Source organism: Confluentibacter sediminis (genome assembly GCF_003258355.1).
In the GTDB taxonomy this organism is placed as follows: domain Bacteria; phylum Bacteroidota; class Bacteroidia; order Flavobacteriales; family Flavobacteriaceae; genus Confluentibacter; species Confluentibacter sediminis.
In genome coordinates this window covers 1-17458 of sequence record NZ_QKPO01000008.1, presented here as the reverse complement: position 1 = coordinate 17458, position 17458 = coordinate 1, and the positions used below count along the sequence as shown (strand labels likewise).

At 35.2% G+C, this 17458-nt stretch carries 18 protein-coding genes; 9 read left to right on the top strand and 9 right to left on the bottom strand.

Annotation, left to right across the window (positions count from 1 at the left end):
* Positions 1–205 precede the first annotated feature (205 nt).
* Complete coding sequence (locus DKT72_RS08205) at positions 206–868, bottom strand: ATP-binding cassette domain-containing protein (protein ID WP_111308259.1); 663 nt, start codon at positions 866–868, stop codon at positions 206–208.
* A 426-nt stretch (positions 869–1294) separates the two neighbouring features.
* On the opposite strand from DKT72_RS08205, the gene prfA reads away from it, so the two are divergent.
* Positions 1295–2371 carry a peptide chain release factor 1 gene (prfA, locus tag DKT72_RS08195; RefSeq protein ID WP_111308257.1) on the top strand — a complete coding sequence of 359 codons (1077 nt, stop codon included), beginning with the start codon at positions 1295–1297 and terminating at the stop codon, positions 2369–2371.
* A 105-nt stretch (positions 2372–2476) separates the two neighbouring features.
* Positions 2477–3292 (top strand): orotidine-5'-phosphate decarboxylase, encoded by an 816-nt coding sequence (pyrF, locus tag DKT72_RS08190; protein WP_111308256.1) that lies wholly within the window; start codon positions 2477–2479, stop codon positions 3290–3292.
* Between the two features lie 13 nt (positions 3293–3305).
* Here pyrF and DKT72_RS18205 read toward each other — a convergent pair whose 3' ends face one another.
* The 4 genes from DKT72_RS18205 to purU all read right to left on the bottom strand — a co-directional run bounded on the left by DKT72_RS18205 (position 3306) and on the right by purU (position 5399).
* Positions 3306–3452: a hypothetical protein gene (locus DKT72_RS18205; RefSeq protein WP_162623270.1), complete on the bottom strand. Its 147-nt coding sequence runs from the start codon at positions 3450–3452 to the stop codon at positions 3306–3308.
* 81 nt (positions 3453–3533) lie between these two features.
* Positions 3534–3731 carry a Lacal_2735 family protein gene (locus DKT72_RS08185; protein WP_111308255.1) on the bottom strand — a complete coding sequence of 66 codons (198 nt, stop codon included), beginning with the start codon at positions 3729–3731 and terminating at the stop codon, positions 3534–3536.
* Positions 3732–3811: 80 nt separating this feature from the next.
* Positions 3812–4513: a DUF4197 domain-containing protein gene (locus DKT72_RS08180; RefSeq protein ID WP_111308254.1), complete on the bottom strand. Its 702-nt coding sequence runs from the start codon at positions 4511–4513 to the stop codon at positions 3812–3814.
* A gap of 31 nt (positions 4514–4544) precedes the next feature.
* Positions 4545–5399, bottom strand: a complete 855-nt coding sequence (gene purU / locus DKT72_RS08175; protein WP_111308253.1) for a formyltetrahydrofolate deformylase — start codon at positions 5397–5399, stop codon at positions 4545–4547.
* Positions 5400–5639: 240 nt separating this feature from the next.
* Between purU and DKT72_RS18200 the strand changes: the two genes are divergently transcribed.
* Positions 5640–5780: a hypothetical protein gene (locus DKT72_RS18200; protein ID WP_162623269.1), complete on the top strand. Its 141-nt coding sequence runs from the start codon at positions 5640–5642 to the stop codon at positions 5778–5780.
* A gap of 325 nt (positions 5781–6105) precedes the next feature.
* Complete coding sequence (locus DKT72_RS08170; RefSeq protein WP_111308252.1) at positions 6106–6690, top strand: Crp/Fnr family transcriptional regulator; 585 nt, start codon at positions 6106–6108, stop codon at positions 6688–6690.
* A 239-nt stretch (positions 6691–6929) separates the two neighbouring features.
* Here DKT72_RS08170 and DKT72_RS08165 read toward each other — a convergent pair whose 3' ends face one another.
* Entirely contained in the window at positions 6930–7325 is a 396-nt protein-coding gene (locus tag DKT72_RS08165; protein ID WP_111308251.1) for a hypothetical protein, read from the bottom strand.
* A 116-nt stretch (positions 7326–7441) separates the two neighbouring features.
* Here DKT72_RS08165 and DKT72_RS08160 point away from each other — a divergent pair, with 116 nt between their 5' ends.
* Positions 7442–7885 carry an Lrp/AsnC family transcriptional regulator gene (locus DKT72_RS08160; protein WP_111308250.1) on the top strand — a complete coding sequence of 148 codons (444 nt, stop codon included), beginning with the start codon at positions 7442–7444 and terminating at the stop codon, positions 7883–7885.
* Here DKT72_RS08160 and DKT72_RS08155 read toward each other — a convergent pair.
* Both DKT72_RS08155 and DKT72_RS08150 read right to left on the bottom strand, forming a co-directional pair.
* A complete protein-coding gene (locus DKT72_RS08155) occupies positions 7875–8849 on the bottom strand; it encodes a YpdA family putative bacillithiol disulfide reductase (RefSeq protein WP_111308249.1) in 975 nt (324 codons plus the stop codon). The genes DKT72_RS08160 and DKT72_RS08155 overlap by 11 nt on opposite strands.
* The gene (locus DKT72_RS08150; protein WP_111308248.1) at positions 8846–10051 is read right to left on the bottom strand and encodes an MDR family MFS transporter; all 1206 of its coding nucleotides are present in this window, start codon (positions 10049–10051) and stop codon (positions 8846–8848) included. The genes DKT72_RS08155 and DKT72_RS08150 overlap by 4 nt, the downstream gene beginning before the upstream one ends.
* A gap of 263 nt (positions 10052–10314) precedes the next feature.
* Here DKT72_RS08150 and DKT72_RS08145 point away from each other — a divergent pair, with 263 nt between their 5' ends.
* Both DKT72_RS08145 and DKT72_RS18710 read left to right on the top strand, forming a co-directional pair.
* Positions 10315–10917, top strand: a complete 603-nt coding sequence (locus DKT72_RS08145; protein WP_111308247.1) for a DUF1684 domain-containing protein — start codon at positions 10315–10317, stop codon at positions 10915–10917.
* Between the two features lie 194 nt (positions 10918–11111).
* Positions 11112–11330, top strand: coding sequence for a transposase (locus DKT72_RS18710; protein ID WP_111308246.1), 219 nt, complete (start codon positions 11112–11114; stop codon positions 11328–11330).
* Between the two features lie 111 nt (positions 11331–11441).
* On the opposite strand, the gene DKT72_RS08135 is transcribed toward DKT72_RS18710, so the two are convergent.
* Positions 11442–12191, bottom strand: a complete 750-nt coding sequence (locus DKT72_RS08135) for a coiled-coil domain-containing protein (RefSeq protein WP_111308245.1) — start codon at positions 12189–12191, stop codon at positions 11442–11444.
* 126 nt (positions 12192–12317) lie between these two features.
* Here DKT72_RS08135 and DKT72_RS08130 point away from each other — a divergent pair, with 126 nt between their 5' ends.
* Both DKT72_RS08130 and DKT72_RS08125 read left to right on the top strand, forming a co-directional pair.
* Positions 12318–13184, top strand: coding sequence for a PPK2 family polyphosphate kinase (locus DKT72_RS08130; RefSeq protein ID WP_111308244.1), 867 nt, complete (start codon positions 12318–12320; stop codon positions 13182–13184).
* Positions 13185–13920: 736 nt separating this feature from the next.
* Positions 13921–17458, top strand: a 3538-nt coding sequence (locus DKT72_RS08125) for a thrombospondin type 3 repeat-containing protein (protein WP_220628104.1), incomplete at its 3' end; no start/stop codon positions are given.

The following is a 17458-nucleotide window of genomic DNA, read 5'->3' as shown; positions in this document are numbered from 1 at the left end:
TAAACAATGTACCAATTTAGTCAATTCTTTTTTTGTGATTATTTTCAACTTTCTTACATCGTATCCACTTGACATGTGGTACCATCCCATGAATACAACGACTTGATATGAAATCCTTTTAATATTTTATATGTTATGTTAAACGAAGATTGTCCTTTTTTCGGATAAAGACAAGCTAAAAAAAGTAAAAATGAAAAATTATTTCTCAGTCTAAAGCTCCAATGCTTAAATAGCTATAATCTTCAAGTGCTTTTAGGTTTTCAATAAGCTTGGTACTGCCGTTTTTTATAAGATACATGGTATCTGAAATTGAAATTATATGTCGGTACATATGATCGGTAATTATAATTGCCTTTTGATGTTTTTCAGTTTCAATTAAATCTTTTATTTTTTCAATATATAAAGGCGCTATATGAGAAAAGGGTTCATCTAATAAGACTATTTTACTTGAGGATTTAAGTATGATATAGATTTCAATAATCCGCCGTTCACCACCAGAAAGTCTGTTGAACTTTGAATGTTCGAATAAAATGAAAGACTCAAAGACTTTTATAAAATCATTCCAGTTCACCTTAAAAAGTTTAAATACCGTTTTAATTTTTAGGTTATTTGGTATAAAATGATGTTGAGGTAAGTAAGCTACTAAATGGGTTTGATATAAAGGTTTTAAAATAGGTTTGTTATCAACTCGTATTAATTTGTATTTTGAATTTAAATCCCCAAATAAAATTCTTAGCAAACATGTTTTTCCACAGCCATTGCTTCCTAAAATCCCTGTGATGTTTCCTGTTTCAGCTTTTAAATAAATGCCATTTAAAATGCATTTTTCTTTAAAATATAGTTCTACATTATCTATCTCTACAATCATATAAATATTTTAATAGTAATGAGAAGGAGAATGGTCCATACAAAATCGATGACAAAAAACATAAAAAACAACATGAAGGTAGATATCCCTAAATTTTTATAGAATATTAGTTTTTGTTTGAATGAAGAAGCATTAATAAAATAAGCCAAGGATGAAATCAAGAAAATCTTAGCTATAATTATCAAAAAAACTTTGTGACCGAAAAGTGGGATGTTTTGATTGAAAAGTATAAATAAGAATATGGTTATCCCCATAGACCAAAAAAAATAAGGTTTGTAAAAGGAAAATATGGAGATTAGTTTTTGCATAATATGTTGATAACGACTTAAAACTAACATTATTTTTAATATCCATTTATAAGATGTTTTAGATAATATATAGAATTCATAAATTATCGTATTTTTGCCTCACAATTTAAACAGGTAGATGTTAGAGAAATTACAAATAATAAAACAACGTTTTGATGAGGTGAGTGATTTAATCATTCAGCCGGATATAATGACCGACCAGAAACGTTATATAGCTTTAAATAAAGAATATAAAGACCTAAAAGTTCTTATTGATAAGCGTGCAGAATATATTGAAGTCACTAATAACTTAGCAGAAGCAGAAGAGATGCTTTCAGATAAAAGTGATCCTGAAATGGCAGACATGGCCAAAATGCAGTATGAAGAAGCCAAAGCACGAATTCCCAAATTGGAAGATGAAATAAAATTCCTTTTAATACCTAAAGATCCAGAAGATACTAAAAATGCCGTAGTGGAATTACGTGCAGGAACAGGTGGTGATGAAGCCAGTATTTTTGCTGGTGATTTATTTAAAATGTATTCTAAATATTGCGAAAGCAAAGGTTGGAAAGTAGATACGGTAGATTTTAGTGAAGGCACCAATGGTGGATTTAAAGAAATCCAGTTTGAAGTATCGGGTGAAGATGTGTATGGTACTTTAAAATTTGAAGCAGGTGTTCATCGTGTACAGCGTGTGCCACAGACCGAAACCCAAGGACGTGTCCACACCAGTGCAGCAACCGTCATGGTGTTTCCGGAAGCTGAAGAGTTTGATATTGAAATCAATCCAAAAGACGTACGTATCGATTTTTTCTGTTCTTCAGGACCTGGGGGGCAGTCTGTAAATACGACTTATTCAGCGGTACGTTTAACGCATATTCCAACAGGATTGGTGGCGCAATGTCAAGACCAAAAATCGCAACATAAAAACAAAGAAAAAGCCTTTAAAGTATTGCGTTCTCGTTTGTATGATATAGAGTTAGCTAAAAAGAATGAAGCCGATGCAGCGAAACGTGGCTCGATGGTGTCTTCAGGAGATAGAAGTGCTAAAATTAGAACCTATAACTACCCGCAAGGACGTGTCACAGACCATAGAATTGGATTGACACTTTACGATTTAGGAAATATTGTAAATGGCGATATCCAAAGAATTATAGACGAATTACAACTCGCAGAAAATACTGAGAAATTGAAAGCTAATAATGATGTAATTTAAAAAAAATGCCACCAATTCACGAATATTTAGCTTGTCATTCCTGTTTTCATAGGAATGTATCCAAAACAAAAAACTTAACATTCGTGAATTAGTGGCAAAAAAAATATGACCCAAAACCAACTCATTTCAGAAATAAAAAAAAAGAAATCCTTTCTATGTATTGGGTTAGATGTCGATTTAAAGAAAATACCTTCCCACTTATTACAAGAAGAAGATCCTATTTTTACTTTTAACAAAGCCATTATAGACGCAACACACCAAGTATGTGTGGCTTATAAGCCAAACACGGCCTTTTATGAAGCGTATGGTTTAAAAGGTTGGAAAGCCCTTGAAAAAACAATTAAGTATTTAAACGAGAATTATCCTGACATTTTTACGATTGCTGATGCCAAACGAGGAGACATTGGTAATACAAGTAGTATGTATGCAAAAGCTTTTTTAGAGGATTTAGCATTTGATTCTATAACTGTCGCTCCATATATGGGAAAAGATTCCGTTGAACCTTTTCTGGCTTTAGAAAATAAACATACTATTTTGTTGGCTTTGACATCAAATGAAGGGGCTTTTGATTTTCAAACTAAAACAATTGAAGGTAAAGAACTTTACAAACAAGTTTTGGAAACATCGAAAACATGGAACAATTCAGAGAATTTAATGTATGTGGTTGGAGCTACAAAAGCTGAATATTTGGTCGATATAAGAAAAATAATTCCAGATAGTTTTTTATTGGTTCCTGGTGTTGGTGCACAAGGAGGAAATTTACAGGATGTTTGTAAATATGGAATGAATTCTAGTGTAGGGTTACTCATAAATTCTTCTAGAGGCATTATATATGCTTCCAATAAAGAGGATTTTGCTCACATTGCAGCACAAAAAGCCTTAGAGCTTCAACAGGAAATGGAAGCTATTTTAAGTAAATAATACATTTACTTATTTAAAAATTAGCCTTTAAACTTTCAGGATAGTCAATTTTACTGGCATCTTCAACAAAATTAAGTATCATATTTTCCAGCTCCATAAGGCTAATTAATTTATTTACGTTTGGTTTAATTTTACCAACTCTACAAAAATGGGGACTCATAACTTGATTTTTTATACTATAAATTACGAGCTTTTTTAAGATTTGGACGTAAGCTATAAGTTAAAGAATTGATAAAAAATTCTAAAGGATAGGTAATGTTTTTTCTCTGGACAGATATTTAAGTCTATTAAGCTTATTGAGAAGTTTTATGGCTTTAAATTCTGATATATCACTAAGAGCAGAATCAATCTGGCGTAAATTATAAGCTTCTTCAACAAGTTCTTTGTATCGCTTGTGGAGTTTAACTTCATGATTCCTTATAATATCAATTCTATTCATCTAATTACTGAATAAGAGATAATTAAATATACATTTTTTATTTTAAAATTAAAAATAAATGATATTTTTTTGAAATAATGCTAATCTTGTAATGCAAAGACCCTTTTTAATAAATCGGTGGTTCTAGACGAATATTTTGTTCTAATATCTTTTTCTTCAATAGCAATCATGGTATAAACGCCTTTTAATGCTTCATTGGTCACATAATCTGTTAAATCAGGATTTACATCTGCAGTAAACGGTAATGCGTTATATCTAGTGATTAAATTACTCCAAATTTGGTCTGCTCCAACTTTACTAAAAGATTTTTTAATAACAGGATGGAATTTCGCATATAATGATGTTTCAGTTTTGCTGGTTAAATACTGTGTGGCCGCATTATCGCTGCCCAGTAAAATATTTTTAGCATCAGCAAACGTAATGCCTTTTACAGCATCAACAAAAATAGGAGTTGCCTCTTTCACAGCATCTTCAGCAGCTCTATTTAATACTTTTAAGCCTTCATCTGCCAAATTGCTTAAACCAACATCTCTTAAGGCTTTATCTACTTTTTTAAGTTCATCTGGTAATAAAATCTTGACCAATTCATTTTTAAAAAAACCATCGGTTTGGGTTAGCTTACTTACTTGTTTATCTATTCCAAAATCCAAGGCTTGTCGCAGTCCAGAAGCAATCTCATCATTGCCTAGAGTTCCTTGCGGTAATTGATTGACCACTTGTTGTAACTCAGCACATGCAGTAAGGTTAAAAATGACTGCCAATATTAAAAATTTACGAATCATAATGTATTTGATATGGGATTAGTAAAACAAATTAAGAAAAAATAACGGTTTTATTATTAAAAACCATCACTTTTCTATTGGTATGTAATTTAACGGCATTTGCCAATACAATTTTTTCTAAATCCCGACCTTTAGCAATTAAATCTTCAATTGAATGAGTATGGGATACTCGAGCAACACCTTGATCTATAATAGGGCCTGCATCCAATTCTTCCGTAACATAGTGGCTAGTAGCACCAATGATTTTAACGCCTCTTTTATAAGCGGAATGATAGGGTTTTGCGCCAACAAACGCAGGTAAAAAGGAATGGTGGATATTGATGATTTTGTTTGGATATTTTTTTATTAATTTTTCTGAGATTATTTGCATATAGCGAGCCAAAACGATAAAGTTTATTTGATGTTTTTCTAGAAGTTCTAGTTGTTTGTTTTCAGCTTCCACTTTAGTGTCTTTAGTAACAGGAATATGGTAAAAAGGAATATTAAAACTATCGGCAATTGGTTTTAAATCATTGTGATTACTTATTATAAAGGGAATCTCTAGATTAAGTTCGCCAGAATTGTAACGTCCCAATAAATCATACAAACAATGGTCATATTTTGAGACAAACAATGCCATTTTTGGCTTGATTGCAGTAGAATATATACGCCATTTCATTTCAAATTTAGTAGCCAAATGAGTTTCAAAAGCTTCTTTAAAAATGTCTGTAGAAAAGCCATCTACTATAAACTCACTTTCTAAACGCATGAAAAATATATTTTGCTCCCTATCCACATGTTGATCGATGTATACAATATTACCTCCTTTTTCGGCGATAAAGTTGGTTATCGTAGCAATAATATTTCTTCTGTCTTTACAATGTATTAAAATGGTAATTTTATTCATGTTGTTTAAAATAATTTCAGTTCCTAAAAATACCCAAAATTATTTAACAATAACCATAGAATATGATTTTACAGAATTGACTAAAATTCAATGGATATTTCATCGCTCATTTTTGCAAATTCTTGTACGTCATAGAATTAATTGAACTCTTAAACTAATAAAGTTTAAGAAAATAGTTAGACTAAATATCTAGCATTAATTTTACAGTGTTAATCCCAAACAATTTAACTTTTTTCAGCTATGAAAACTACTTTAAATTATAATTTTAAAAGACAGTCTAAGAACCACTTAGATTGGTTGATAAATGTTATTAAATCAGAAAAATATTATCAAGTTGAAGGTGACATCATTAATTTTACACACAGTGCTTATATAGATTAAAACGATCCATTTTAATAGTCAAGCAAAATCCTTGTAGAATAACATCTATGAGGATTTTTATTTTAATAATATTCCGTTGTACATGTTAATTTATCTAATATCATGGAATGTTAGTTCGAAAAAAAAATTGTAAAAAATTTTATGTCGAGACCTCCTATAAAGTATAAGTGTTTCTATATGAATTGGTTCAGTATGATTCCCAAATTCAATCGAAATAGCAAATTTCATTCAAAATGCACAACATGTTAATTATAGAGTAAAGTTACCCTAAAATTGACTTGTCAATTATAGAAATTTATATATTTTCGTGATCAAAATATCCCTCATGCCTAATAAAAAATACAATCATTTTTTTACTATAGCTCTACTAAATTCAATTTACCCTTTATCAAAACCACTCAATAAGTTTTTCACTAATGTGCTCATTTCGTCAAAATATAAGAAAGGGGATTATATTGTTAAGAAAGGTGAAGTGTGTGATAGAATACACCTTATTAGACAAGGTTTGGTAAGAGGTTATTTTAATCATAATAATACCGATATAACAACCTGGGTGAGTGTAGATAGTACATTGGTTACTTCAATCTCTGGATATTTTAAAAACGAACCTGCTTTAGAAAATATACACTGCCTTGAAGATACATTTACTGAAAGTTTAAGTTTTAAGGATATGCATTATGCCTTAAAAAACTTTAGTGAAATGAGCCATCTAAATAGGATATTGATGGAGGATTACTATCTGCATGCTGAGTACCGTGCATTTATGGCAAGAATTCCTATAGCTAAAGATAGATATGAATATTTTTTAAGCATCACAAGTCCCGAAATCATTAAACGGTTGCCTAATAAATACTTGGCATCACTTCTTAATATGAGACCAGAAACATTGTCGAGATTGAAGTCACAATGAGGTTTCAAAAGAATCATAAAGATTGACATATATCAATAATAGATGTCCTTTTTTTAATATATATATATTTAAAATAATATTTTAGCATCGCTATTTATAGTGCAATCTATAAATGTAAATTGCTTTATATCAACAATAAGGTTTATTGTTTTATTACTAACCATATAACCTCTAACTAAAAAACATATGTCTTTTGATGTATGTTTTTTTTATTTATAAAAGTAAACGTTTTTTGTTGATTATAAACTCAACATCCAACTACGTTGTAGCTTCTTGAACTTTCTTAATTCAGCACGTAAAATAGGGAGAAAATCTTTACCATTGCTGTTAGAACGCTCAAGTCTATAAGAGTTTTTGTAAAGCAAATTGGTAAGACGTTTTAGGGAAGCAATGTGTTTGTGCTTTCTTTCGGAATAACGTTCCAATTCTGCATTCACGATTTCGGGAGCTAGCGACACAGATTGCTGTATGATATCTCCTGAGAAATAGATATTGATATCTTCAGACCCATCATCTTTTAATCCGGATAAATCATGATTTAAATACACCGAAATATTTTGAGACAGGGCAAATATTTCCATTGCCTTTTTATATATAGGCAAGTCATACAAATGAGTAGGTGTATTCGATAACATTTTCCTAAGCAATTTTACTCAAAATTACTCACTAAAAATGGTAATCGTCTTTAGGTTTTAAAGTAAAATCGTATATTTGGTTTAATAATTAATTTTTTAATGTTAATTTACTTTAAATGAATATAGATGGTCTTAATTGGAAAATTTTAAAGTGCTTACAGCAAAATGCCAGACAGTCTAATGCCGAAATTGGGAGACAGGTTGGGATTAGCTCGCCAGCAGTTTCTGAACGTATCAAAAAAATGGAAGATTTAGGTGTGATACAAGGCTACAAAACCTTGGTGTCTCCATTTGAAATCGGGTATCAATTGAAAGCGATCATCACCATGAGGGCTTTTATGGGGAAATTAAAACCTTTTCTTGAAAAAGTAAAAACCTATGATGAAATCGTTAATTGTTATCGCATCACGGGTGATGAAAACTTTGTAATGGAAGTAGTTTTAAAAAACCAAAAACATTTAGAACAGTTTATAGATCAACTTATTGTATACGGCGAAACCAAAACCCAAATTGTATTATCCCATGTGGTGAAACAAAAAGAATTAAAACCTATAATTTAGTTTTTTCAGAGATATGTTTTGCTATTAATTCGGCATGCACTCTGGAGTTTTCAATAAACCACTTATGGGTTTCTTTCCCACCACAAATTACACCAGCTAAATACAGACCTTCAATATTAGATTCCATGGTTTCTGGATTGTAGTTGGGTATTTTTCTACCATCATCCGATAATTCAATACCACTCTCCTTCAAAAGGTCAAAGTTTGGTAAATAGCCAGTAAGAGCCACCACATAGTCATTTTCTATGGTCTTTAATCCGTCAGGCGTTTGAATATCAACACTATGTTCACCTATTTTTATTACTTCAGAATGATAATAAGCCTTAATACTGCCTTCTTCAATACGGTTTACAATATCGGGGCGAACCCAATATTTTACACGTTCACCAATACCTTCACCACGAACCACCATAGTAACATATCCACCCTTTCTATAAATTTCCAAAGCGGCATCAACAGCCGAATTGCTTGCGCCAATCACTACCACATGTTGCATCGCGTAATTATGGGCTTCTTTGTAATAATGAGTTACTTTAGGGAGGTTTTCACCAGGAATATCCAATAACTTAGGGATATCATAAAACCCCGTAGAAATAATGACCCTCTTGGAACTGTAATTATTTTTACTCGTTGAAATTGAAAAAACATCGTCTTCTTTTTTGATAGAACGAACCGTTTCATACAAATTGATAGGAAGGTTATTTGAAATAGCCACCCGTCTGTAATACTCCAAAGCCTCATCTCTATTGGGCTTTGGATGGTTACTTATAAACGGAATATTATCTATTTCCAATTTCTCTGAAGTAGAGAAGAAGGTCATATTCCTAGGGTAATTAAAAAGGGAGTTGGTGAGTGCCCCCTTTTCGATAACCACATAATTCCAATGTCTTTTTTTACATTCTAAAGCACAGGCAATTCCTATAGGGCCTGCGCCAATAATGATGATGTCTTTTTCTATTGTCAAGGTTTAAGTTTTATTAAATTCCTATTTAAACTAAATAATATAAGGGCACATACCAGGGCAATGCCCGCAATAATATCCCAAGTCATGCTAAATCCCAGCACATTCGTCATTTGTAAGCCGGCGTTATGTCCAAAAATATGACCTATGGAGAACGATATGGAATACAATGCCATATATTCGCCTTGATTTCCTTTTTTGGCTCTATCAGCTGCAAAGGCGTTCGAGAAAGGGAACGCTATCATTTCCCCAAACGTCATAAGGAGCATCCCAATAATTAAAATACCCGACCAACTTGTTAAGTTAAGCACTAACAAGCTAATGCCTGTTAAGAGCGCTCCAAAAAACATAAGACCTAACTTGGTAAATCTCGTATTTTCCAACCATTTTATCAATGGCATTTCAAAGATAAAAATAAGAAAACCATTTAAGCCTAATATAATCCCAATTTGTAGTTCACTTAGTTTATGAACGTCTTTGTAATAAATGGGTACGGTTGAAAAATATTGTAAAAACACAATCCCAAATAAAGTCATCGCGACTAAAAAAACTAAAAAAGCTTTGTCTTTATATGCCGAAATAGGATTTTCATTCACAATAGCATCCAATACCTTTGCCTTTTTAGGGTTTAAAACCTGTACCATTAATAAAGATGCCAAAATACAGGTAATACCATCTACCCAAAATAAACCGCCATAACTTAAGCCAGTTATAATAAGCCCGCCAATAGCGGGTCCCGCTGAAAACCCTAAGTTGATGGCCAGCCTTATTAAGGTTAAAGAACGTATTTTGTTTTCAGGTTTACTATACGCATTAAGTGCCACAAAAATAGCTGGTCTAAAGGCATCTCCAGCAAGCATTACTATAAATACACCCAAGCATACTGTTGTAAATGTATGGGCTATTTGCAAGGCTATAAACAAAATACCACTGATAAAAAGACTTCCAACCATCACTTTATAATAGCCTATTTTATCCGTTAGTTTGCCGCCTAACCAAGAACCTGCTACCGAACCCAATCCAAAAGCACTCATAATCCAACCCACATCACTAATGGTAAAATGTAAATCTTCTTTTAAATACAGAGATAGGAAAGGGATTACCATGGTGCCAGCCCTATTGATAAGCGTAATTAAAGCAAGCCACCAAACCTCAGTTGATAGTCCTTTAAACGTGTTTAGATATTTATTGAATAATAGTTTCATTTTTTGGTTAGTGATTCGTTTTTTTGATTGATTTTTTAGCTGAAAACAAAAAAGTCCGACGGTGAAGTCGGACTTTTTAAATATTGTAATATATTAATTCATATCACCACAATATATAACAAGCCCAACTCATCTCTTTTAAAGAGGTTGATCGCTTCATACAAATTGTGACGTTATGGCGCATAATTGTTTTTAATTTTTTGATGTCTCAAATTTATAAAAATATTCTTTTGAAGTTGTATTTTTGGAACAAATATTTTTAAATGAAACTATTAGTCACTTTTTTGATAGGTATGTTATGCTTAACCAGTTGTGCCCAAAAACGACCTATACAAGGCGACACGGAATTTCAGCGTGAGTTGAATGCCGAATATAAAGATGCCAGCAAATCGCCTTTAAAAGATAAAGACCGAAAAAAGTTTGAAGGATTGGATTTTTTTAAAGTTGATTCTACATACGTTGTAAAAGCGCAGTTAGAGAGAACCCCAGATTCTAAATGGTTTAATATGCGAACCACCACCAGTAGAGTATCTAAAGAACGTGTTTTTGGTATTTTGCATTTTGAATTAAAAGGAAAAACCTATCAGCTAAATGTGTATCAAGGGCAAGAGACCATGAAGAAAGAAGGCTTAGAGGATTATTTGTTTTTACCTTTTCTAGATGAAACAAACGGCTTGGAAAGTTATGGTGGCGGACGTTACATAGATTTAAGAATCCCTAAAGGAGACAGCTTAGCTGTTGACTTTAACACCGCCTACAACCCATATTGTGCTTATAACGACAAATATTCATGTCCCATTGTACCACGTGAAAATTATTTAAAAACGAGAGTAGAAGCAGGAGTCAAGGCTTTTGGTAAGCACTGATCTTAGGTAGTTTGTTTGGTGTTTATGAGTAAATAGTTGCATGTACAGACAATTCCTGGAAACCTTTCAAACTTTAGTCTGGAATGCTTTAGTATTTTATTGGTCTCAAAATTAGTGAAAACTATGCCTTTAGTACATTTCGCTTTAGCTTCTAAAAAATCTCCTTTGTTTTATGTCAGAGCAAATAATAATGGATATACATTTTCCCGCTTAACCGCACATATAGTAGGAGTACTAAATGCCATTACCCTGTGTCACTGGGAGATGTTCAAAAAGAATGCAGAAAATTTTTGATACAAATTATTGATTCAGAAGGTATCAATATTCAAAAAGGAGTTGTGGGTAAATACCAAGTTCACATTTATATAGTGTATGGTCCATCACAAAATATAAGTAGAATTGTTAAAAAATAGAAGGGAAGGAGCTCTCTAAAATTATAAGAGAAATTCCCCGAGATAGGAAGGAGTTATTGGGTCAGGCATGTTTGGTCTAAAGGCTTTGGTTGTTAGTCTATAGTGATTTATTTAGTTATCATCACATAAGTTTAGTTGGTATAAATAGTTTGAATTTAAGCTTTTAAGGCTATTCAAATAATAGCGCTTAATTTCTGCTTCACTTTTTTCTGAAACATCCATGTTTTTATCTTCTAGTGTAATTAAGTTTTTATCACAATTGCAGGCTTTTAACGCATTATTATAACTTTCGATGTTAGAAGATATGGCACTTTTATAGGAATTGATCATTTCTTGCTTTTTAAGCTTTAATGCCATGGCATTCTGTTCAGCCATTTTTATTTTAATTTCTTCAGATTTGCGTTTTAGTTCTTCTTGTTGTTGCTTCAATTTTTCTTGCTCCATTTGTAAAGAAGAAAGTTCTTGGTTATCAGCATTAATTTGAATCTCTTTAGTTGAAATGGTACATCTATCAAGTTCTGTAACGCTTTGTTGCGCTATGTCTCTTGCTCTTTTAACAAAAAAACGACCGTCTTCAAAAGATTCAGCACTTTCCACTTTACTTAAAAGTTGAGCGGCATCATAAGCTAAGTCGTAAGCAGTTTCACAACCACATTCCTTTAACTTTTTCTTAGAACGTTCAAACGCTTCCAAAGATCTGTTTGCATAATATTTTAAATGTGATATATTATTGGAATTGTAAGAGGACTTTACATGTGAATAAGCATAAATCAAATCTGAATTAGCACCTTCACAAGAGTTTTGGGCAAAAAAGAGATTATATGACAGTATAAATAATAAAAATAAGTAATGTTTTACCATAAAATTCGGGTTAAGTTAATAAGTAGGTTAGGTCAAATATATTAAAACCATAATTAACAAGAATGTCGTTCGTCGAATTTATGGTTTTAGTATATTTAGGAATTATTATCCAATAAACATAAAAATATGAAGTCTGTAAACATAAACGATTTTAAAATCCCTGCAAGCATATCCTTAAAAGATTCAAAAACTAAAGTAGTTATAAAAAATGCCGATAAGGAATTAGAAGATATTAGAAAAAAGCTTGGGGAACTTCAAGACACTATGTATGCCCATGGAAAATATGGCGTTTTGGTTTGTTTGCAAGGGATGGATACTGCTGGTAAAGACAGTTTAATTAGAGAGGTGTTTAAGGACTTTAATGCTAGAGGTGTTGTGGTACACAGTTTTAAAGTGCCTACTGAGCTAGAATTAAGACACGATTATTTATGGCGTCATTATATAGCTTTACCAGAACGTGGTAAGTTTAGTATTTTTAATAGAACACATTACGAAAATGTTTTGGTAACACGTGTACATCCTGAGTATATTTTGGGTGAAAACCTTCCAACCGTAAATTCGGTTGAAGATGTAAATGATGCTTTTTGGGATAAGCGTTTTGAAGAAATAAATAATTTTGAAAAGCATATTGTCGATAACGGAACTATTATTTTTAAGTTCTTTTTAAATCTTTCAAAAGATGAGCAACGTGATAGGCTTTTGAGAAGATTAGATAAACAAGAAAAAAATTGGAAGTTCTCTCCTGGAGATTTAAAAGAACGCAAGCTTTGGGATACCTATCAAGGCTGTTATGAAGATGCCATTAATAGAACATCAACACCTTATGCGCCTTGGTATAACATTCCTGCAGATGATAAAGATTCTGCGCGTTACATGGTAGCCAAAATAATATACGACACATTAAAAGAATATAAAGACATTCAAGAGCCCGATCTTGATGATGCCATTAAAGACAACTTGAAAATGTATGAAGAGCAGTTAAAAAATGAATAAAGGATCCTGTTTATAGAGTTTTATCTCTAATAACCTATAAAGATTTTTGGTATTGCGGGCAGTATATAACATTAAACTCACCCTAAATTGTGATAAATAATATATCACACCGTCGGGTATAATATTGTTTACAGGTAATTATGTTAAGTTTATCACACTGCGTACAGGAGAAGTGCTTGTTTACGAGGTCTTCGACTTTCAAGATACTTATCGATACAGAGATATTTTATTTCTAACGGCCTCAATTTATCATCAAAAGCATTTCTAGTTAATTACACCCAACGGGCCATTCAACTTCACGTCCTTTTCACTTTCACTGACGTTCCAAAAGAACACTTAAACAATCAAATATTTTTTCAATGAAGCGTTAGGTGGATTAACCCCGAATTCGAACTAAAGATTGACTATAGAATGAAATGCATTACTCATCCTTATTATGCACCTACAATATTAATAAGCCAGTCTTTATTTTTTTCTATCCTAAAATATTGGTATTTATTTAAATTGTATGTATTTGCTTATTTCTTGTGTATAAATGCGATTAAATGCATGATAATTCGATTAAAAACATTGTTTTATTGATATATGTCAATGTTGATGATACTTTTTTATTTTTAAAAATCAGATTAAATGTACGTTTGCTTCGATAACGTGTTATTTTTTGTAAAAAAAATCATATGTTATTTTAAATAAAATAAGTTCATTTTTTCTTTTAACAAAAAAACAGCTGACCAACATGCACAGATTTTCTTTATGGAGTAAAGTATTACTCTTATTTTCGTTTTTTAGTTTGTCCCTAACGTATGGACAAATTAGCGTCGGGGGTACACAGGATACTAGGATTATTCTTTCTAGTACCGCTGAGATTGTAGCTCCGGATTTAACAGTAAATGCGCCCCAAGTTATCACAAATTTTACGGTGTCTATTACCAACTCATACAGTACCAATGATGCTCTGGGATTTACAGGTTCATTACCATCGGGAATTACAACAAGTGGCTGGAATGCCAATACGAGATCTATAGTGTTTTTAGGCACTAAAACAGCCGCCGAATGGCAGGGTTTTTTACGGAATGTAACCATTACCACAGGTAGTGTATGTTCGCCCGAGACACGGCAAGTTTCTTTTGTGGCCGGACAAACATTTTACAATCCATTAAACGGGCATTATTATCGCCTCACCACTACTGCCTCCAGTTGGACATCCGCACAGGCTTCGGCTGCCTCTATTTCGTATTATGGACGGGAAGGGTATTTGGTAACCCTAACCAGTGCAGCAGAAAATACATTTGTAGCCAGACTCGTGGGAGAGAATTCTTGGATGGGGGCTTCGGATGATTATCAATTGATAAACCAGGCTGTAGGTTATACACTCTATGCGGACCAGAGTGCCTCAGAAGGTAAATTTTATTGGGTGACCGGACCAGAAAAGGGAACGCAATTAACCACCACCAATGGGGATAGTGGATGGATGTCGGGAGTTTATCTGAATTGGAGAAATGGAGAACCCAATAATTTGGGTTCTGAACACTATGGACATGTATATGCAGGCGCCGCAGGTGATTGGAATGATTTTCCTAACTCACAAACCATTAAAGGTATTATGGAATTTGGGGATATGCCCACCGATCAGACAGCTGCATCCCCACATTTTACAAAAGATATTTTCGTTCAGGGATCATCTAGCGGAAGTATCACGGGAGGTAACGTAAATGTTTGCCCAGGGACAAATTCCACAACACTTACATTAACTGGTCTTCAGGGGTCTGTTGTGCGTTGGGAAAGTTCCGTGGATAATTTCATAACTGTAGGAACGACTATCAATTCTACATCGACCACCTTGACGGTAACGAATATAAACGAGACCATGTATTATCGCGCCGTAGTGAATTCAACGTCGCCAAGTACCTGTAATGGTCTTGTAACCTCAAGTATCCCAATCTATGTGCAAGAAGTTAAGCCTGGAAACGTCTTTGCGGAAAACACAACTATTTGTTCAGGATCTGATGTGGAACTTTATGTCTCAGGTCAGGTGGGAACAGTTAATAAATGGCAACGCTCTACGGACAATGCTACATGGGTAGATCAAACGGGTACAGCAACTACATTTACCCAAACCTTGCCTTCTACTGGAACGTTCTATTATAGGGTTCTAGTTGAAATTGCTGGCTGTGGTGCACCAGTAGCTTCGCCTTCCAAACAAATTACAGTGACCAATGGAACGCCCCCTGAAGGAGGTCAGATAAGTTCGGTAACGCATTCCTCTGCAACAAATAGTGGAACACTTACCCTTATTAACTATACAGGAACCATAAATAAGTGGCAAATGTCAACAGATAATGGTATTATCTGGACAAATATTGCGAATACTTCCAATACCTATCCTTATTCAAATATAGCAACTACCACTTTATTCAGGGCAGAGTTGAGTAATGGCAGTTGTGGAACAACTTATAGCGAAGTAGGTATTGTGACTATAAGCTTAGACTCTGATGGAGATGGCACACCTGATGTGGATGACGCCTTCCCATACGACCCGAATGAGGATACGGATACAGATGGCGATAAGGTTGGGGATAACAGCGACCCAGACATTGATGGAGATGGCACTCCAAATGACCAGGATGCCTTCCCATACGACCCAAAAGAAACTACGGATACGGATGGTGATAATGTTGGAGACAACAGCGACCCAGACATAGATGGAGACGGGACCCCAAATGACCAGGACGCCTTCCCATATGACCCCTCGGAGGATACGGATACGGATGGTGACGGCGTTGGCAACAAAGCGGATGCCTTCCCGAACGACCCGAATGAGGATACGGATACAGATGGCGATAATGTTGGGGACAACAGCGACCCAGACATCGATGGAGACGGGACCCCAAATGACCAGGACGCCTTCCCATACGACCCCGCGGAGGATACGGATACGGATGGTGACGGCGTTGGCAACAAAGCGGATGCCTTCCCGAACGACCCGAATGAGGATACGGATACAGATGGCGATAATGTTGGGGACAACAGCGACCCAGACATCGATGGAGACGGAACCCCAAATGACCAAGACGCCTTCCCATACAACCCAAAAGAAACTACGGATACGGATGGTGATAATGTTGGGGACAACAGCGACCCAGACATAGATGGAGACGGGACCCCAAATGACCAGGACGCCTTCCCATACGACCCCACGGAGGATACGGATACGGATGGTGACGGCGTTGGCAACAAAGCGGATGCCTTCCCGAACGACCCGAATGAGGATACGGATACAGATGGCGATAATGTTGGGGACAACAGCGACCCAGACATCGATGGAGACGGGACCCCGAATGACCAGGACGCCTTCCCATACGACCCAAAAGAAACTACGGATACGGATGGCGATAATATTGGGGACAATAGCGACCCAGACATAGATGGAGACGGGACCCCAAATGACCAGGACGCCTTCCCATACGACCCCGCGGAGGATACGGATACGGATGGTGACGGCGTTGGCAACAAAGCGGATGCCTTCCCGAACGACCCGAATGAGGATACGGATACAGATGGCGATAATGTTGGGGACAACAGCGACCCAGACATCGATGGAGACGGGACCCCAAATGACCAGGACGCCTTCCCATACGACCCCACGGAGGATACGGATACGGATGGTGACGGCGTTGGCAACAAAGCGGATGCCTTCCCGAACGACCCGAATGAGGATACGGATACAGATGGCGATAATGTTGGGGACAACAGCGACCCAGACATCGATGGAGACGGGACCCCAAATGACCAAGACGCCTTCCCATACAACCCAAAAGAAACTACGGATACGGATGGTGATAATGTTGGGGACAACAGCGACCCAGACATAGATGGAGACGGGACCCCAAATGACCAGGACGCCTTCCCATACGACCCCACGGAGGATACGGATACGGATGGTGACGGCGTTGGCAACAAAGCGGATGCCTTCCCGAACGATCCAATGGAAGACACCGATACGGATGGCAATGGTGTTGGGGACAACAGCGACCCGGACATCGATGGAGACGGGGTTCCAAATGACCAGGACGCCTTCCCATACGATCCAAAAGAAGATACGGATACGGATGGTGATGGCATGGGCAACAATGTGGATCCAGATGATGACAATGATGGCACGCCCGATGACCAGGATGCCTTCCCATTGGATCCAATGGAGGATACGGATACAGATGGCAATGGTGTTGGGGACAACAATGACCCGGACATCGATGGAGACGGGGTCCCAAATG

Bases quoted from the DNA above. Each gene is read 5' to 3' on its own strand.
- DKT72_RS08205 (WP_111308259.1), bottom strand. From the start codon at position 868: ATGATTGTAGAGATAGATAATGTAGAACTATATTTTAAAGAAAAATGC.
- prfA (WP_111308257.1), top strand. From the start codon at position 1,295: ATGTTAGAGAAATTACAAATAATAAAACAACGTTTTGATGAGGTGAGT.
- pyrF (WP_111308256.1), top strand. From the start codon at position 2,477: ATGACCCAAAACCAACTCATTTCAGAAATAAAAAAAAAGAAATCCTTT.
- DKT72_RS18205 (WP_162623270.1), bottom strand. From the start codon at position 3,452: ATGAGTCCCCATTTTTGTAGAGTTGGTAAAATTAAACCAAACGTAAAT.
- DKT72_RS08185 (WP_111308255.1), bottom strand. From the start codon at position 3,731: ATGAATAGAATTGATATTATAAGGAATCATGAAGTTAAACTCCACAAG.
- DKT72_RS08180 (WP_111308254.1), bottom strand. From the start codon at position 4,513: ATGATTCGTAAATTTTTAATATTGGCAGTCATTTTTAACCTTACTGCA.
- purU (WP_111308253.1), bottom strand. From the start codon at position 5,399: ATGAATAAAATTACCATTTTAATACATTGTAAAGACAGAAGAAATATT.
- DKT72_RS18200 (WP_162623269.1), top strand. From the start codon at position 5,640: ATGAAAACTACTTTAAATTATAATTTTAAAAGACAGTCTAAGAACCAC.
- DKT72_RS08170 (WP_111308252.1), top strand. From the start codon at position 6,106: ATGCCTAATAAAAAATACAATCATTTTTTTACTATAGCTCTACTAAAT.
- DKT72_RS08165 (WP_111308251.1), bottom strand. From the start codon at position 7,325: ATGTTATCGAATACACCTACTCATTTGTATGACTTGCCTATATATAAA.
- DKT72_RS08160 (WP_111308250.1), top strand. From the start codon at position 7,442: ATGAATATAGATGGTCTTAATTGGAAAATTTTAAAGTGCTTACAGCAA.
- DKT72_RS08150 (WP_111308248.1), bottom strand. From the start codon at position 10,051: ATGAAACTATTATTCAATAAATATCTAAACACGTTTAAAGGACTATCA.
- DKT72_RS08145 (WP_111308247.1), top strand. From the start codon at position 10,315: ATGAAACTATTAGTCACTTTTTTGATAGGTATGTTATGCTTAACCAGT.
- DKT72_RS08135 (WP_111308245.1), bottom strand. From the start codon at position 12,191: ATGGTAAAACATTACTTATTTTTATTATTTATACTGTCATATAATCTC.
- DKT72_RS08130 (WP_111308244.1), top strand. From the start codon at position 12,318: ATGAAGTCTGTAAACATAAACGATTTTAAAATCCCTGCAAGCATATCC.